Source organism: Microbulbifer agarilyticus (assembly GCF_019800665.1).
Taxonomy (GTDB): domain Bacteria; phylum Pseudomonadota; class Gammaproteobacteria; order Pseudomonadales; family Cellvibrionaceae; genus Microbulbifer; species Microbulbifer agarilyticus_C.
Map to the genome: position 1 here is coordinate 479792 of NZ_JAHVKO010000003.1, position 15307 is coordinate 495098.

Below are 15307 nucleotides of genomic sequence, written 5' to 3' on the forward strand. Positions count from 1 at the left end.
AATCTACGGGAAAAACCGCCGTCCGTGGATTCCAACTTGCTCCTTGCAAAGGGGCCTCTGATCGAGGCTGGGCCGGCGATCAGGCCGGCGTCAGGTCGCTCTCCTGTGCAGGCTCTTTGGCAAGAGGGTATTCACCGGTAGAGGCTTCCAGTTCTTCCCTCTGAGAGCCTTTGAAGATATCCAGCTGGGTGCAGCCGAGGCGCATTTCATACGCGCGGCGCTCTACCAGCTGTGAGGTATCAATGGCATCGGGCAGGCTGTCGGCGATCTGTTTGCGTGCGCGGAAAATCTGCGTGTTCAGGTGGTTGATGGTGATGCCCAGCTCGCGGGTGGCGAGGTCCACCGCAACCCAGCCCTGGTCGGCGGGGTCGACACCGCGCTTGATGTCGCTGATGCGCGCACGGGCCAGGTAAAGCAGCAGGTAGTTGTGCGAGCGTGCCGGCAAATCCTGCTTCATGTCGTCCTTCAGCAGTTGCAGTTGCACGTGTTCCTCGTGATGGCTCACGGTATAGCGCAGGCGGAAGTCGGCGATGCACAGGTTCTTGAGGGAGAGCTCGGTGGTGGTGCCCTGGCTGTTGCCAAGGAACAGTTGCCAGCTGTTGCGCGCACAATCGACACGCGCACCGTGACTCACCACTTTAGCGTTATCGCTGTTTTCTTCGCAGTCGAGGAACTCGTAAATCCACACCCCATTGGTGGGGTTGAAGTGCAGGCTGGCAATGGGGTCGTGTTCGTCCGGCAGCAGATGGTAGGACTCGAGGGTGGTGGCTTCGCCGGTTTCCAGGTCGATCAGCAGGTTTTCCGGCGGGTCGAGGTTTTCTACCTTCCATTCGGGGTTGGTGGCGCGGCCAAAGGTAATCTTGTCACCCAGCTGTAATTGCTGGTTTTTGGCGGGGATAAGTTGCTGGCCATTGACCCAGGTACCGTTGCGGCTGACGTCGCGAATAATCCAGTGGCTGCCAGTCCATTGGATGGCAGCGTGAATACCGGAAATTTCCGGCAAGGTGATACGCGTGTCCGCGACTCCCTGGCGGCGGCCAACGGTGTGATGGGCCAACAGGTAGACGGGTTGATCCCGGTCCGGGTGCTGCAAGCAAGCCATGATTTGTCCTTTCCCCTAAGAGCTGCACAAAAAAACGGCGCGGTGCAGCTGTCAAAACGGCTGCAGTTGCCGAAAATCTGAACAGAAATTGCAAGACAGGGTGGCCGGAATTTGTTGTGCCGGGCACGGCCTTGTGCACGGTTGGGCGAATGGGTTTACCACTCTGTTTTTAGCCCCGGGTGCGGTCGCGGATATAGACAATCAGAACGATCTACGGAAAGGGTGCACCTGTCCGAAGCGTTGTCGTCTATCGATATACGAAAGTATTGCGGATTCGTTTGTTTTCGCCGCGACAGCTGTTCACCGCTGTCTTGTATTAGTGATCACAAGTCTGTTGCTGACTTCTTCCTAGTCAACAGACCTGCAGCCACTCTAGTGTTGCCCGTCCTTTATACCCGACTTCGCTTTGAATGCAACGACCTTGGGGGCAAATTAGGGGAAATAGCACCCTAATTGCACGGCCGTACAATTTGATGGCGAGTTTTTGCGTTTTTAGCGGAATTCGTGAGGTGGCTGGTTCGGCATAATTGCACTGATTTTGTGCTGGAGTGCCCGGCGATGTGTCGGGGCCCTTTAGCTTTCCTCAGAATTGCCGGGTGGTTTTGTTGCGTCTTGCGCGGGTAGTTTGCGGCTATCCTTGCGGTCGAGTTCTCCCACATCCAACACCGGGGAAGCATCGATATGCTCAGCGTCCATCATTAGTGCCACTCGTTGCAGAGAGGAGATGATCATGGATTGTTCCCATTCGCGCAGGTCGCGGAACTGTTTGACGAAGTGTTCCTGCAGTGGGGTTGGTGCATCGCGAATAATATCTGCGCCTTTGTCGGTGAGGTAGGCGTGCACTTTGCGCTTGTCTTCCTGTGAGCGCTCCCGGTACACCAGACCGCGCTTTTCCAGGCGGTCGAGTACCGTAGTAACCGTAGCCTGACTTAGGCTGATTTCTTTGGCCAGCGCGCCGATGGTGACCTGTCCCTGTTCTCGAATTGCCTGTAGCAGCAACAGTTGCGGCGCAGTGAGTCCGGCAGTTTTCACCAGTTGCTTGGAGTGTAGGTCGGTGGCGCGAATCAGGCGGCGCAGAGTGGTCAATACTTCTTCGATTTTATCCATCGGCAGCACATTCTCGGATTAGTGATGGGTTTCTACACGTGGCCGATTTTGAATTCTGCTGTCGGTTTGTCAATCGGTCAGTAAATCTATTGGTGTTTGGGCTGCCCGTAGAATGTGTATTCCACCGGTTAGGGCCGGGTTGGTGCGCGCTATTTGGGTGCGTCACAAGGCCGCTCATATGCCCTACTCCCTCGATTCTGTTCAAGATTTCACCTTGTCTACGCGATAATATTTAGAGTACTATTGATATAAATGTTTAGAGTCGTAAATATTTTTTTACGAAATTGAATGAATTTCAAGCGGAATCCCACCATTTTGGCTGGATTATGTTTTTTTTGATGTCATGCACATACTGCTCTAACAGTTTGATGACTAAATATTTATAGGGCGGTATTGGTTTGAGTACAGTAGATGGGTGCGACGTGGAACTGGGTGGTGGCAGCGCACCGCAAGAGGGCGTTGCTGTGCAAAACAAGGCCACTTCGGTTCAGTTGCGCCTCCCGCAGAGTCAAGATGGGGCCCGCGTACACTCGTTGGTCGCGAATTGTCCGCCGCTGGATACCAACTCCCTATACTGCAATTTGTTGCAGGCTACCCACTTTTCCCAGACCAGTGTTGCCGCGGAGCGCGATGGTGAGCTGGTTGGGTTCATCTCCGGTTACATCCTTCCTGACCGTTCTGACACCTTGTTTATTTGGCAGGTGGCGGTAGCAGAGCGCGGCCGCGGTGAAGGCCTAGCTGGCCGCATGCTCCGAGAAATCCTGTCGCGCACCGCCTGTGCTTCGGTCACTCACCTTGAAACCACCATTACGCCAGACAATGCCGCCTCTTGGGCGTTATTTCGTAGTCTCGCAGCCAAGCTGCAGGCGAGTTTGTGCGATTCAGTGATGTTTGACCGCGATCGCCACTTCAACGGTGCGCATGACAGTGAGCTGTTGGTACGCATCGGCCCCATTGCGCCAGCAGAATCCATGCGCTGAGTGCTCCGCCCGAATTTCTGTTCCAGTATTTAAAACCAACCACCAAATAAAGGTTGCCTTGTGAAAATCTTTGATGAGATTGAGTCCGAAGTCATGAGCTATGCCCGCGCTTTCCCGCGGGTGTTTAATAAGGCTCAAGGGGAGTACCTGTACGATGAGGAGGGCAATCAGTATCTGGACTTCCTCGCCGGTGCAGGCACCCTGAATTATGGCCACAACAATCCTGTGTTTAAGGAAGCACTGCTGGATTACATTCAGCAAGACGGTATTACTCACGGACTGGACCTGCATACCAAGGCCAAGCGTGAGTTTCTGGAGGTGTTCTCCGAGAAAATTTTGCAGCCACGTAACCTGAGCTATGTGGTGCAGTTCACTGGCCCTACTGGTACCAATGCGGTGGAAGCAGCGCTGAAGATTGCGCGCAAATACAAAGGCCGCGAAAATATAATCTCCTTTACCAACGGTTTTCACGGATGCAGTTTGGCTGCTCTGGCTGCTACCGGTAATTCCCATCATCGCGGCGCCTCGGGTGTGAGTATGAGCGGTGTTACCCGTATGCCTTACGAGGGCTATTTGGGTGACGGCATCGATACCACCGCATATCTGGATAAGGTCCTGAGTGACTCTTCTAGCGGTATTGACCACCCCGCAGCAGTACTGGTGGAGACGGTGCAGGGTGAGGGCGGCATCAATGCGGCCAGTATCGAGTGGCTGCGTAACCTGCAGTCTGTATGTACCAAGCACGATGTACTACTGATCGTTGATGACATTCAAGCGGGCTGTGGCCGTACTGGCAGTTACTTCAGTTTTGAAGAGGCCGGTATTGTCCCGGACATCGTCACCATGTCCAAATCGCTTAGTGGCTATGGCTTACCGTTTGCGGTTGTGTTGATGAAACCGGATCTGGATCAATGGAAGCCCGGTGAGCATAACGGTACATTTCGTGGCAACAACCTGGCCTTCGTTACTGCTGCGGCTGCCATCAATCATTACTGGAGTGACGATACTTTTGCGCGCGATGTGCTGCGTAAGGGTGAGTACATTGAGCAGCGCCTGGAGCGCATTGTCGATAAGTACGGTGATGGCAACATGACCACGCGCGGCCGCGGCATGTTCCGCGGACTGAACTGCGTCAGTGGCGACTTGGCGGACAAAATCACCTCGGAAGCCTTCCGCAACGGTCTGGTGATCGAAACCAGTGGCGCTGATGACCATGTGGTGAAAACCCTTTGCCCACTGACTATTACCGATGCCAACCTGACCCGAGCATTGGATATCATCGAGGCTGCCGTGTCCAAGGCCGTGAAAGGCGAAGGTGTGCCGGTAGAGCGTAATTTCTTTGCCACTGAGTTCGAAGAGCAAACACTGGCCGGTGCAGCTTAAATCCGAATATTAGATTCGATCAAAGAATTGAGACAGAGATAGAAATGATTGTAAGAAAGCTACAAGAAGCCGAACAGACAGACCGCCGCGTTGTATCTGAAGGTTGGGAAAGCACCCGCCTTCTACTGAAGAACGACAATATGGGTTTTTCTTTCCACATCACCACGATTTACGAAGGTGCGAACCTGAACCTGCATTACCAGAACCATCTGGAATCGGTTTACTGTATCTCCGGCGAGGGTTCGGTTATGGCGGAAGCCGATGGCGTGGTACATGAAATTACCCCGGGCACGATCTACATATTGGATAAGAATGACAAGCATGTGCTCAAGGCAAAGTCGGAGATGAAAATGGCCTGTGTGTTTAACCCGCCACTCAACGGCAAGGAAGTACACAATGCAGAAGGTGCATATGAGCTGCAAGCGGAAGAGGTGATGGACGTAAAATAGACGCCCTGTTATCCACTGGCTATGCAGAATACAGCAGCGGAGTTTTGGTGCGACGGCCGAGACGCCACCTTCGCAAATGACATTGGCTTAAATCGGAAGTTTGAACGCGGTAAAAGCAAGGAATCCATGAAGGCACATACGGTTGAAAAAATCGGTGGTACGTCCATGAGCGACTACCCCGCAGTACGTGACAACATCATTTTAAAAAACGGCAAGGCAGAAACGGAAGGTTTGTACGGGCGTGTGTTCGTGGTATCTGCGTACGGCGGTATTACCGATATGCTGCTGGAACATAAGAAATCCGGCCGCCCGGGAATTTTTGCGTTGTTTGCCGGCGCCGATGATGAGCGCGAATGGTCTGATGCGATAGCCGCCTTGCGCGTACATATGGAAGAGCTGAACGCTCAGCTGTTCACTGATGAAGTGACCCTGGCTAAGGCCAACGGGTTTATTGCTGAGCGTTTGAATGACACCGCCAATTGTCTTGGTGACCTGGAGCGAGTCTGCCAGCACGGCCACTTTGCCCTTGAGGGCCACCTGGATGTGGTTCGGGAAATGCTTGCCAGTTTGGGTGAGGCGCACAGTGCCTGGAACATGGCACAGCTGCTACGGCAGGAAGGTGTGAATGCCCGTTTTGTAGACCTGACCGGTTGGCGCGACGGCGAGCACCTGACTCTCGATCAGCGTATCGAGCGAGCCTTTGCGGGTGTGGACTTCGATAATGAACTTCCCATAGCGACTGGTTATGCACACACTGCTGAGGGGCTGATGAAAACCTTCGCCCGTGGCTATAGTGAAATGACCTTCAGCCGTATCGCGGCTATTACCGGTGCCAGTGAAGCAATTATCCACAAAGAGTATCACCTCAGTAGTGCCGACCCTCGTCTGGTCGGTGAAGAGCAGGCGGTACCCATTGGCCGCACCAATTACGATGTGGCCGATCAACTGGCCAACCTGGGAATGGAGGCCATCCACCCGCGCGCGGCCAAGGGGCTGCGCCAGAAGGAAATCCCGCTGCGCGTCATGAATACCTTTGAGCCGGAACACCGCGGCACGTTGGTGACCGGTGATTACGTTAGTGATACACCGCGGGTGGAAATCATCGCCGGGCGTAAAGGCATTTACGCGGTGGAGTGCTTCGACCAGGACATGATGGGTAGCCTCACTAGCTACGACGGTGTGATCAACGGCATTATCGCCCGGTTTAAGGGTGCAGTAGTGACCAAAGATACCAACGCCAACACCATCACATATTATCTGAGCAGTAACCTGAAGACCGTAAAGCGAATTAAAAAGGTGATTGGTGAACAATTCCCGGACTGCGATCTGCAGGTACGTAAAGTTGCAGTGGTTTCTGCCATCGGCAGTGACATGAAAGTGCCCGGCATGCTGTCCGGCGCCGTTGGTACATTGGCGCAATCCGGTATCAGCATTCTCGCGGTGCACCAGTCCATGCGTCAGGTTGATATGCAGTTCGTGATTGACGAGAGTCATTACGAGGTTGCGGTTAAGAGTTTGCACGCCGCACTGGTGGAAGTGCATGAGCATGGCGAAGCCATCTGCGCAGCCTGATTCTCTCGTTTTTGTTTGGCCGCCAGTGCTGCTGGCGGCGCTTTCCTAGAACGGCTTGTCCAAGCAGTGTTTAACAGCCGCAATAATAACCACTAGCGATCGTATTGCTGTTTTAAGAGGCTAGCCGTGCTAATCAGTTTTTTGTTCTTTCTTTCCCTGTTTGCCGCAGTGGGAATTAGCTCTTACCGGAAAAGTCGCGGTACCAAAAGTGACTATTATCTGGCAAGCCACGATGTGTCACCAATGCTGGTGGGGCTCTCAGCCGTGGCCACCAATAACAGCGGCTACATGTTTATCGGTGTCATCGGCTACACCTATGTCACCGGCCTTGCCTCTATTTGGTTAATGGTTGGCTGGATTCTCGGTGATTTCCTCGGCTCCCTATGGATACATCGCAACCTGCGTCAGGCGGCAAAGCGCAGTGGTGAATCAAGCTATGCCGGTGTGCTCGCTTGCTGGCAGGGTACACGCTTTGGCGCCTGGCAGAGACTGGCCGGCATACTTTCTCTGCTATTTCTGCTTGCCTATGCCAGTGCGCAGCTGGTGGCTGGTAGCAAGGCACTGTATGTGGTGCTGGACTTGCCTATCTGGAGTGGTGCGGTTATCGGCGGTGTGATTGTCGCGGCTTACTGTCTTGCCGGCGGCATCCGCGCGTCTATTTGGACTGACGTGGCCCAGTCGCTAGTGATGGTGCTGGCGATGGCCACAGTGCTGGTTGTGGCAACCCAATCCGTTGGCGGTGTTGGTGCCGCTTGGAGTGCCATGGGGCAGGTGCCGGGGTTCTTAAACTGGTACCCCAGCGACTTGTTAATACCCGGCATTGGGGGGGCTGCGTTGTTTGTAATGAGCTGGGTATTTGCGGGTATTTCTGTGGTGGGGCAACCTCATGTCATGGTGCGTTTTATGGCGTTGGATGATGTGGGTAACATGGTGCGCGCACGCTGTTGGTATTACCTGTGGTTCATCTTATTTTATGGGATGGCCACCGGTGTGGGCATGTTATCGCGAATTCTTCTCAGTGAGTCGGGTGCATTTGATGCGGAACTAGCGCTTCCGATGATGGCGATGGAATTACTGTCGCCGGTATTGGTTGGATTGATTCTGGCAGGTATTTTTGCTGCCACCATGTCCACCGCCGACTCACTTGTTCTGAGTTGCTCTGCAGCACTGACCCACGATCTCCTTCCTGAGCGCACGGAGAGCACCCGGATCCTTAAGTTGGCGACGGTCGCCATTACTTCGCTGGCGGTGGCTTGGGCGCTGTTAAACGAACAAAGTGTATTTAGCCTGGTGGTGATGAGCTGGTCTGCACTGTCTTCCGCTTTTGCACCGTTGTTGATGGTTCTGGCCGCCGGTGGTCGCCCTTCACAGAAGCTGGCCATCATAATGAGTTTATTGGGACTGGCGACGGCACTGGGTTGGCGTTGGCTTGGCTGGCACGCACACATCTATGAAGGGATGCCCGGAATTTTAATGGGTCTTGTCGTGTATGGGGTGGGCCAGCTGTTGGCCCGAGCGACGGTTGCACGCACAGTAAATGCATAAAGAAAAAGCCCGGCATTAAGCCGGGCTTTTTTGTATTTGGTTGAGGCGGGTGGTTAAAGGCGAATACCTTCAACATCCAGAATCATCTCTACGGTTTGAGACGCAGGGCCCAGGTCGTAGTCGATACCGAAGTCTTTCAGTTTGAATTCGGTGGTGCCGGTGAAGCCCTGACGGTAGCCGCCCCACGGGTCCTGGCCGCCGCCAATCTCGGTCACGTCGATGGTGATCGGCTTGGTAACACCGTGCAGGGTCAGGTCGCCCTTCAGCAGCGCCTTGCCTTCGCCATTGGGTTCAAAGCTGGTGCTCTTGAAGGTGGCGGTGGGGAAGTCCGCAACATTCAGAAAGTCTTTACCGCGCAAGTGCTTGTCGCGCTCGGCGTGGTTGCTGTTCAGGCTGGTGGTGTCCACGGTTACCTGCACGGTAGACGCTTCGGGCTTGGCTTCGTCGTAGACGAAGTTGCCGTCGAACTTGTCGAAACGGCCATACAGCCAGCTGTAACCCAGGTGCTTGATGCGGAACTGTACAAACGCATGAGCGCCCTTGGTGTCGAACTTGTACTCGGCGGCGTTAGCGGTGGTGCTGATGGAGCCGGCTACCAGCGCGGCAAACAAAAAGGTTGCGATTTTTTTCATTGAGCGGGTTTCCTGTTTCAGGGTTATTACTGGGTTAACTAGGTTCAAATGATGATTTAGCGGCTAAATTATCAAGGTGTTTGGGTCAGGTGCTTTCCGTTTGTCGCATGCTGCAGGGCATCTGTCTCGGCCTCGGCCTTGCTGGGTTGCTTCCCCAGCATCTTGCGCAGCGTGTTGTCTTTGTTCACAAAGTGGTGCTTGAACGCCGCCAGCGCATGCAGTGCGATCAGTCCAATCAGCGTCCAGGCCAGCCACTCGTGTACTACGCCGGCAATGTCTTCCTGGTTTTCTAATCCTTGAAGCGTGGCGGGAACGCTGAACCAGTTGAATACCTCGATGGCGCGGCCATCGGCGGTGGAAATCAGGTAGCCGGTAATACAAATGGCAATCAGCAGTAGATACAAAACACCGTGGGCAATGCTCGCCGCTTGCTGTTGCCAGCGGGGCGCGGGCTCTGGAGCCGGGGATACGTTCAGCCAGCGCCATACCAGGCGCGCCACCAGCAGAATCAGCAGCAGAATACCAATGGACTTGTGGATGCTCGGGCCCTGGCGGTACCAGGGGTCGTAATAGGAGAGGTCCACCATCCACCAGCCGAGCACAAACATGCCGATGATGGCCGGTGCCATCAGCCAGTGCAGGGTGACGGCCACCCAGCCGTAATGGGTTTTACTGTTGCGGGACTGCACGCTCCGACGCCTCCGTATGAGCAGGTTTGTATTCGTTAGGGAGGATTATAAAAAGCTGGCGTGCGGTGAATAGCGCAAAAACATGGCGCTAAGTTTCGAAAAAATCGCATTTGCCCGTTGGTGGTTTGTTTTTTGTACGATTTTCGTGCTCTTAGCGCTAACGGGCTGAGGGTAAAGGTGGGGGAGGTCTTCGATCAGTAATGCGTCGCGTGCTGGCGCTCGGCTGCATTCAAGACCTTGCCCAGCAGCCTGGGGTCGAGCTTGGTGCGGTCGCTCAGCTCGTCGGTTAGCCAGTTCAGATCATGGGGGTGTTCGTGGGCTTGGCCGTTTTCCATGGCCATCTGTTCCAGTTGCCAGATAACGTCCAGCAACAGGCCCGCCTCCAGAGGTTGCTCGTCCTCTTCCGCGAGCATCTGGCTTTCCAGGTTATCCAGATCCCGGCGTCTAACTACCAGCTCGGAATAATTGGGATACCAGCGGCCACTGAATGGCTCGGGACGATCGTGAAAGCCAAAGGTGATGCGCAGGCGGTTGCCTTCGGCATCCAGCAGGGTGGGGGTGTCGTTTTCCGTTGCTGGCAAGGCGGGCTGGTGGCGCAAGATACCGACAATCGCCCGCCAGTCCCCCCGGTTCTGGGGAGACAGACGCAGGGGTTCACTGAGCTCGATATTGCTCCAGCCGGTTTTGTCGATGAATTTGAGTTGCTGGCCCGGGCGGTACCAGTAAAGGTCGAGTTTCTGGTCTTCCGCGAGACGTGCCAGGTCGTCGCCGGTGAGTTGTTCTTCCGTTAGCACATTCAGGTGGTCGACGGCCTGTTGCGCGCTGAGCCAGCGTCGCAAGTGGAAAGGTTTGTGTGTGGATTGCTCCGAATTGTTACCGCCCGCCGTCGCCATTATCGTCCTGCTTCCCTGTTATGGCTTTCCAACGCATTAAGGTTAGCAGGTGGTGGCCTAGAGCCACCCTTTCTTTTTGAAATACAGGTAGGGTGCCATGCCCGCCAGCAGCATCAGCATGAGTGCCCAGGGGTAGCCCAGCAGCCACTCCAATTCCGGCATGTGTTCGAAGTTCATGCCGTAAATGCTCGCGACCATGGTCGGCGGTAGGAAAACCACCGCAGCGATGGAGAAAATCTTGATAATTTTGTTCTGCTCGATGCTGATAAAGCCCTGGGTGGAATCCATCAGGAAGTTGATCTTTTCGAACAGGAAGGTGGTGTGAGACATCAGGGTGTCGATGTCGCGCAAAATTCCCCAGCAATCTTCGCGCAGCTCCGGGTCGTCTTTCAGGTGGCGCTGCAGGAAAGCGATGGAGCGCTGGGTATCCATCAGGCACAGGCGGATTTTCCCGTTGGAATCTTCCAGCTTGGCCAGGTGATCGATCGCGTCTTCGAGATTGCCTTCCTCTTCTTCCAGCACCAGGTGGCTGACTTCCCCCAGTTTCAGGTAGTTGTCTTCCAGGGCGTCGGCGAGATTTTCCACCTTCTGCTCAAACAGCTGGATCAACAGCTCCTGAGCGTTGTGTGCCTCAACCTGATTGCGGCGCGCGCGCATACGCAGCAGGCGGAAGTCTGCCAGTTCGGTATCGCGTACGGTGATCAGGCGCTTGGGCTGCAGGATGAATGCGGCGGTCGCGGTGTCGTGCCGGCCCTCGCTCTGGGTGAGATACAGGGAGTGAACGTGGATGCCTGCGGAATCGATGAAGTAGCGCGCGGAAGACTCCAGTTCGTCGACGTCTTCGGATTCCGGCAGTTCGGTACGCAGCAGATGTTCCAGCAGGTCGCGCTCTTGTTCTTCCGGTTCCTGCAGGTCAATCCAGGCGGCGTCCTCAAGGGGCTGGCTGCGATAGTCGCTTCCGGAGTAGGTTTCTTTGATTTTGCCGTGCTGGATTTGAAACAGTCGTAGCATGCCGCTTCCTTGGAGGTGTGACTTGTGCGCGGGCCCTGGCCTCAGGCTGGTTGGGTGGCATGGTCTCAGGGTGGCGATAACAAATCAATTGCCGCCACCGGGCGTCTTGGCCCGGTGGTGGGTAAGGTTTTCCGTAACCATTTTAGGTGCTAGACGCTGCAGGAGCGAAAGCGAGGACCGCCCGTCTGCGGGCTGACGGCTATAGCCACATGGGCAGCTGCGCGCGAATTTCCTCGGTATCGCTCTTCGTCAGGTTTTTGCGCGCCTCGCCGGCAATACTTGCCAGGCAAGGGGAGCTCATGGAGAGGCGCAGGTTACCGGCCATCGAGGGTTCGGCGACGATGTAGAGGCGGTCAAAGCGGCCTTGCTGGCGGCCCTTTTCCAGGGTGTGGGCAATGTCTTTGGCGAAGCGCTTGGCGCCTTGCTTACGCACATTTGGCCCTTCCATGGCGTGGCGGCCATCGCCGCGGCTGTCGAAGGTACGCCCGGGTGCGTCACTGAGCAATTCGTGCCCCTTCATCCGCCCTTCCGGGTATACCAGTGTTTCTATCTCGTTGAGGGTCCCCGCGCGTTTTTCCGCCTCAAACAGGCGGGCGTGAGTATGATTGGCTACCAGAACCCAGGCTTTTGACATGGCGGTTACCTCTGTTTTTCTCGGTTTTACCGCTGAATATTAGGGCCGGTGGGGACGGGTTCCTAATGGACGATTGTCAGCTGCTGACTGCGCGCCCGCGGTACATCTTCACCGGGGTATCCGGCTTCTTGTCCTGCCCACCGTGTAGCGCCAGTTCATCGCCATAAATCATCTCGTAGATGTCTTGCTTTTTCTCCTCTTCAACCAGTACCTGGCGTCCCCGATACAGGCGCGGCGCTCCTTCATCATCGGTCTGGAAGGGGCTGCCGCGCAGGCCTTCCAGTTCGGCAACTAGCGCACGGCTCTGCTCGTCCTGAGTGCGGTGTTTTAATGCGGCGAGGTGTGATTCGAAGTCGAAATCGGAAAAGCGCAGGGTGATATCAAACTCTGCCTGAATACGCTTGCGCAGTTTGCGCAGGGTGTTCAGCGCCTGAGAGGTCATTAGCCACTGGTGGTCGGTCATCATCGTTAAGCCTTATTGGTTCTTGTTTTCATTGCACTTGCACCAGCAAGGAACGGGCCAAGTTAATTGTTAACGAATACTGCGCCATTCAGGCACTTTTGCGGGCTATCGGCACTGACCTGGTGCGCCAAATATGTGCGAGGAATAAGTTGGTGCGCACCTTTGCACTATTTGAATGCGTTGTGCGGCGCAGATTCTTTATTCAGATCTGATAAGCTGGATGCGATTGTCAGGACGATACACCCATAGCCCAGGAGAAAAGGTATGTCAGCAGAGCCCATAACGTGTAAGGCAGCGGTTGCGTGGAAGGCTGGAGAGCCGTTGTCGATTGAGGAAGTTGTGGTGGCGCCGCCCAAGGCGGGCGAGGTGCGTATTCGACTGTTGGCTACCGGGGTTTGTCATACCGACGCGTTTACGCTGTCTGGCGCTGATCCGGAGGGCGTGTTTCCGGCGATTCTTGGCCACGAGGGTGGTGGCATCGTCGAGTCTATTGGCGAGGGGGTTACCAGTGTGGCGGTGGGCGACCATGTTATTCCGCTGTATACCCCCGAGTGCGGCGAGTGCAAATTCTGCCTGTCGGGAAAAACCAATCTTTGCCAGAAGATCCGTGCCACCCAGGGTAAAGGCCTGATGCCGGATGGCACATCGCGTTTTACCGTCAACGGTAAGCCCGTGTTCCATTACATGGGAACTTCTACTTTTTCCGAATACACGGTGCTGCCGGAAATTTCCGTCGCCAAGGTCAATAAGAGTGCCCCGCTGGAGGAAATTTGCCTGCTGGGTTGTGGTGTTACCACCGGCATGGGCGCTGTGGCCAATACCGCAAAAGTGGAAGAGGGGGCGAGTGTTGCCGTATTTGGCCTGGGTGGTATTGGTCTGGCCACGATTATTGGTGCAAGGCTGGCAAAAGCCGGGCGGATTATTGCTATCGATATTAACGAAGGAAAATTTGAGCTGGCGAAAAAGCTCGGTGCCACCGACTGTATCAATCCAAAGAACTACGACAAGCCAATTCAGGATGTGATCGTTGAGCTTACCGATGGTGGTGTGGATTATTCCTTCGAGTGTATCGGTAATGTGGATGTGATGCGCTCGGCGCTGGAGTGCTGTCACAAGGGTTGGGGCGAATCAGTGATTATCGGTGTGGCCGGGGCTGGCAAGGAAATTTGCACCCGTCCGTTCCAGCTGGTTACCGGGCGCGTCTGGCGCGGCACGGCCTTTGGCGGTGTGAAGGGGCGCTCACAGTTGCCTGACTATGTGGAACGTTATCTGGCCGGTGAATTCAAGCTCGATGACTTTATTACCCACACCATGCCGCTGGAAAAAATTAACGAAGCTTTTGACCTGATGCATGAGGGTAAAAGTATCCGCAGTGTTATCCACTACGCGTGAGGATTGTCGATGACTCTAGAACTTGTCAGCAAGACGCAGTGTTTCGACGGCAGTCAGTGCCAGTACACGCATCGCTCTAGCGTGTTGGACTGTGCCATGCGCTTTTCGGTTTTTCTGCCCTCACAGGCGGAAAAGGATCAGCGCTTTCCGGTGCTGTACTGGTTGTCTGGCCTCACCTGTAGTGACGAAAACTTCTCTCAGAAGGCCGGTGCACAGCGTATGGCGGCGGAGCTCGGCATTGTGCTGGTGATTCCTGACACCAGCCCTCGTGGGGACGACGTGATGGATGACCCGGGTTACGACCTGGGGCAGGGCGCCGGGTTTTATGTGAACGCCACTGAGGAGCCCTGGCGCGCGCACTACCGCATGTACGACTATGTGGTGGATGAGTTGCCGGGCCTGATCGAGGCGCATTTCCCGGTAAGTGAGCGCCGTGCAATCTGCGGTCACTCCATGGGTGGGCATGGTGCACTGACCATCGCGCTGAAAAACCCCAAGCGCTACACCTCGGCATCCGCATTCAGTCCTATTTGCAACCCCATGGCGTGTCCTTGGGGTGAGAAGGCGTTGGGGGCGTACCTGGGGCCAGATAAATCCAAGTGGCAGGAATACGATACGACAGAGCTGCTGGCGCACGCGAGTGAGCAGCTGCCGATACTCGTGTCCCAGGGTGAAGATGATCAGTTTCTCGAAGAGCAGCTGAAGCCGGAGGCCCTGAAGGCTGCGGCAAGTGCGGCCCAGTACCCGCTGCGTCTGGAGTACCATGCGGGATACGACCACAGTTACTTTTTCATTGCGTCGTTTATCGAGCAGCACCTGCGTTTTCACGCGGATTTCTTGTTAGCCCACGAATAGTGGTGTTCGAGCTCTTGGTGCTTGCCAAGAGCTCTCGCCTGAGTTTCCCGCCTAGTCTTCTTATCTTGCCCGGCACTCTCCGCGGACTTCCACAGAACCCTGCAAGTTGGTTTGTTCAATCACAAACCAGCCGTGGGGGCAGTAGTGAGTCTCCGCGAGAATTTCCTCAAGCCGCTCGCGTGCTGCCTTCTCCGGATTCCCGCGCCCTTGCTGTTGCATTCCGCTGCTCGGCCCTCCCATTCCGCCACCACTCATGCCGCCCTTTCCGCCTCCTTTGCCCCCTCCTTTACCGCCGCGTCGACCATCGGCAGGACCACTTGGTCGGCGCTGTCTGTCGCCGGTATTTACCTCGGCGGTGTAGGTGAACATGCGGTTGCCCTGTTCGGTGATGTTGGTGATAAAGGCTTCCGAGAATACGGGTGGAGCTTTCGGTGTGGAGGTGCAGCCTGCAAGGGTGCCAAGTGCGGCCAGCGCGGCCACGGCGTAAGCGTGTTTCATGGTGTCTCCTGAATTGTGAGACCTTTATGACCATGAATGGGGGGAGAGAGTTGGCACCCGCCGGGTAAAGATGCGTAAACGAATGTTAACCCGAAGGGTGTG

General features: G+C 55.4%; 16 protein-coding genes. 7 read left to right on the plus strand and 9 right to left on the minus strand.

Translation table 11 applies throughout. The annotated features are described in order from the left end of the window. Positions 1-79: 79 nt before the first annotated feature. Both KUV22_RS07735 and KUV22_RS07740 read right to left on the minus strand, forming a co-directional pair. Positions 80-1102, minus strand: a complete 1023-nt coding sequence (locus KUV22_RS07735; RefSeq protein ID WP_222229912.1) for an FHA domain-containing protein — start codon at positions 1100-1102, stop codon at positions 80-82. Between the two features lie 573 nt (positions 1103-1675). After that, positions 1676-2209 carry a MarR family winged helix-turn-helix transcriptional regulator gene (locus KUV22_RS07740; protein WP_077400711.1) on the minus strand — a complete coding sequence of 178 codons (534 nt, stop codon included), beginning with the start codon at positions 2207-2209 and terminating at the stop codon, positions 1676-1678. Positions 2210-2607: 398 nt separating this feature from the next. Here KUV22_RS07740 and ectA point away from each other — a divergent pair, with 398 nt between their 5' ends. The 5 genes from ectA to KUV22_RS07765 all read left to right on the plus strand — a co-directional run bounded on the left by ectA (position 2608) and on the right by KUV22_RS07765 (position 8138). Next, positions 2608-3189 (plus strand): diaminobutyrate acetyltransferase, encoded by a 582-nt coding sequence (ectA, locus tag KUV22_RS07745; protein ID WP_315856889.1) that lies wholly within the window; start codon positions 2608-2610, stop codon positions 3187-3189. Between the two features lie 60 nt (positions 3190-3249). After that, positions 3250-4572, plus strand: coding sequence for a diaminobutyrate--2-oxoglutarate transaminase (gene ectB / locus KUV22_RS07750; protein WP_222229914.1), 1323 nt, complete (start codon positions 3250-3252; stop codon positions 4570-4572). Between the two features lie 44 nt (positions 4573-4616). Then, positions 4617-5021, plus strand: a complete 405-nt coding sequence (locus KUV22_RS07755) for an ectoine synthase (RefSeq protein ID WP_077400717.1) — start codon at positions 4617-4619, stop codon at positions 5019-5021. Positions 5022-5147: 126 nt separating this feature from the next. After that, entirely contained in the window at positions 5148-6593 is a 1446-nt protein-coding gene (locus tag KUV22_RS07760) for an aspartate kinase (RefSeq protein ID WP_222229916.1), read from the plus strand. Between the two features lie 126 nt (positions 6594-6719). Continuing rightward, the gene (locus KUV22_RS07765) at positions 6720-8138 is read left to right on the plus strand and encodes a sodium/proline symporter (protein ID WP_222229918.1); all 1419 of its coding nucleotides are present in this window, start codon (positions 6720-6722) and stop codon (positions 8136-8138) included. A 53-nt stretch (positions 8139-8191) separates the two neighbouring features. Here the strand turns inward: KUV22_RS07765 and KUV22_RS07770 are convergent, their stop codons facing one another. From KUV22_RS07770 to KUV22_RS07795, 6 genes are all read right to left on the minus strand, one after another. After that, entirely contained in the window at positions 8192-8770 is a 579-nt protein-coding gene (locus KUV22_RS07770; RefSeq protein WP_222229920.1) for a YceI family protein, read from the minus strand. A 71-nt stretch (positions 8771-8841) separates the two neighbouring features. Further along, entirely contained in the window at positions 8842-9459 is a 618-nt protein-coding gene (locus KUV22_RS07775; RefSeq protein WP_315857517.1) for a cytochrome b, read from the minus strand. A 194-nt stretch (positions 9460-9653) separates the two neighbouring features. Next, positions 9654-10352 (minus strand): hypothetical protein, encoded by a 699-nt coding sequence (locus KUV22_RS07780; RefSeq protein ID WP_222229922.1) that lies wholly within the window; start codon positions 10350-10352, stop codon positions 9654-9656. A gap of 57 nt (positions 10353-10409) precedes the next feature. Continuing rightward, entirely contained in the window at positions 10410-11363 is a 954-nt protein-coding gene (gene corA / locus KUV22_RS07785) for a magnesium/cobalt transporter CorA (RefSeq protein WP_222229924.1), read from the minus strand. A gap of 199 nt (positions 11364-11562) precedes the next feature. Beyond that, entirely contained in the window at positions 11563-11997 is a 435-nt protein-coding gene (locus KUV22_RS07790; RefSeq protein ID WP_222229926.1) for a host attachment protein, read from the minus strand. Between the two features lie 76 nt (positions 11998-12073). Beyond that, a complete protein-coding gene (locus tag KUV22_RS07795) occupies positions 12074-12463 on the minus strand; it encodes a hypothetical protein (protein WP_222229928.1) in 390 nt (129 codons plus the stop codon). A 261-nt stretch (positions 12464-12724) separates the two neighbouring features. Between KUV22_RS07795 and KUV22_RS07800 the strand changes: the two genes are divergently transcribed. Both KUV22_RS07800 and fghA read left to right on the plus strand, forming a co-directional pair. Next, positions 12725-13852, plus strand: a complete 1128-nt coding sequence (locus KUV22_RS07800) for an S-(hydroxymethyl)glutathione dehydrogenase/class III alcohol dehydrogenase (protein WP_222229930.1) — start codon at positions 12725-12727, stop codon at positions 13850-13852. A gap of 9 nt (positions 13853-13861) precedes the next feature. Next, positions 13862-14707, plus strand: a complete 846-nt coding sequence (gene fghA, locus KUV22_RS07805) for an S-formylglutathione hydrolase (protein WP_222229932.1) — start codon at positions 13862-13864, stop codon at positions 14705-14707. A 60-nt stretch (positions 14708-14767) separates the two neighbouring features. On the opposite strand, the gene KUV22_RS07810 is transcribed toward fghA, so the two are convergent. Further along, entirely contained in the window at positions 14768-15205 is a 438-nt protein-coding gene (locus tag KUV22_RS07810; RefSeq protein WP_222229934.1) for a hypothetical protein, read from the minus strand. Between the last annotated feature and the right edge of the window lie 102 nt (positions 15206-15307).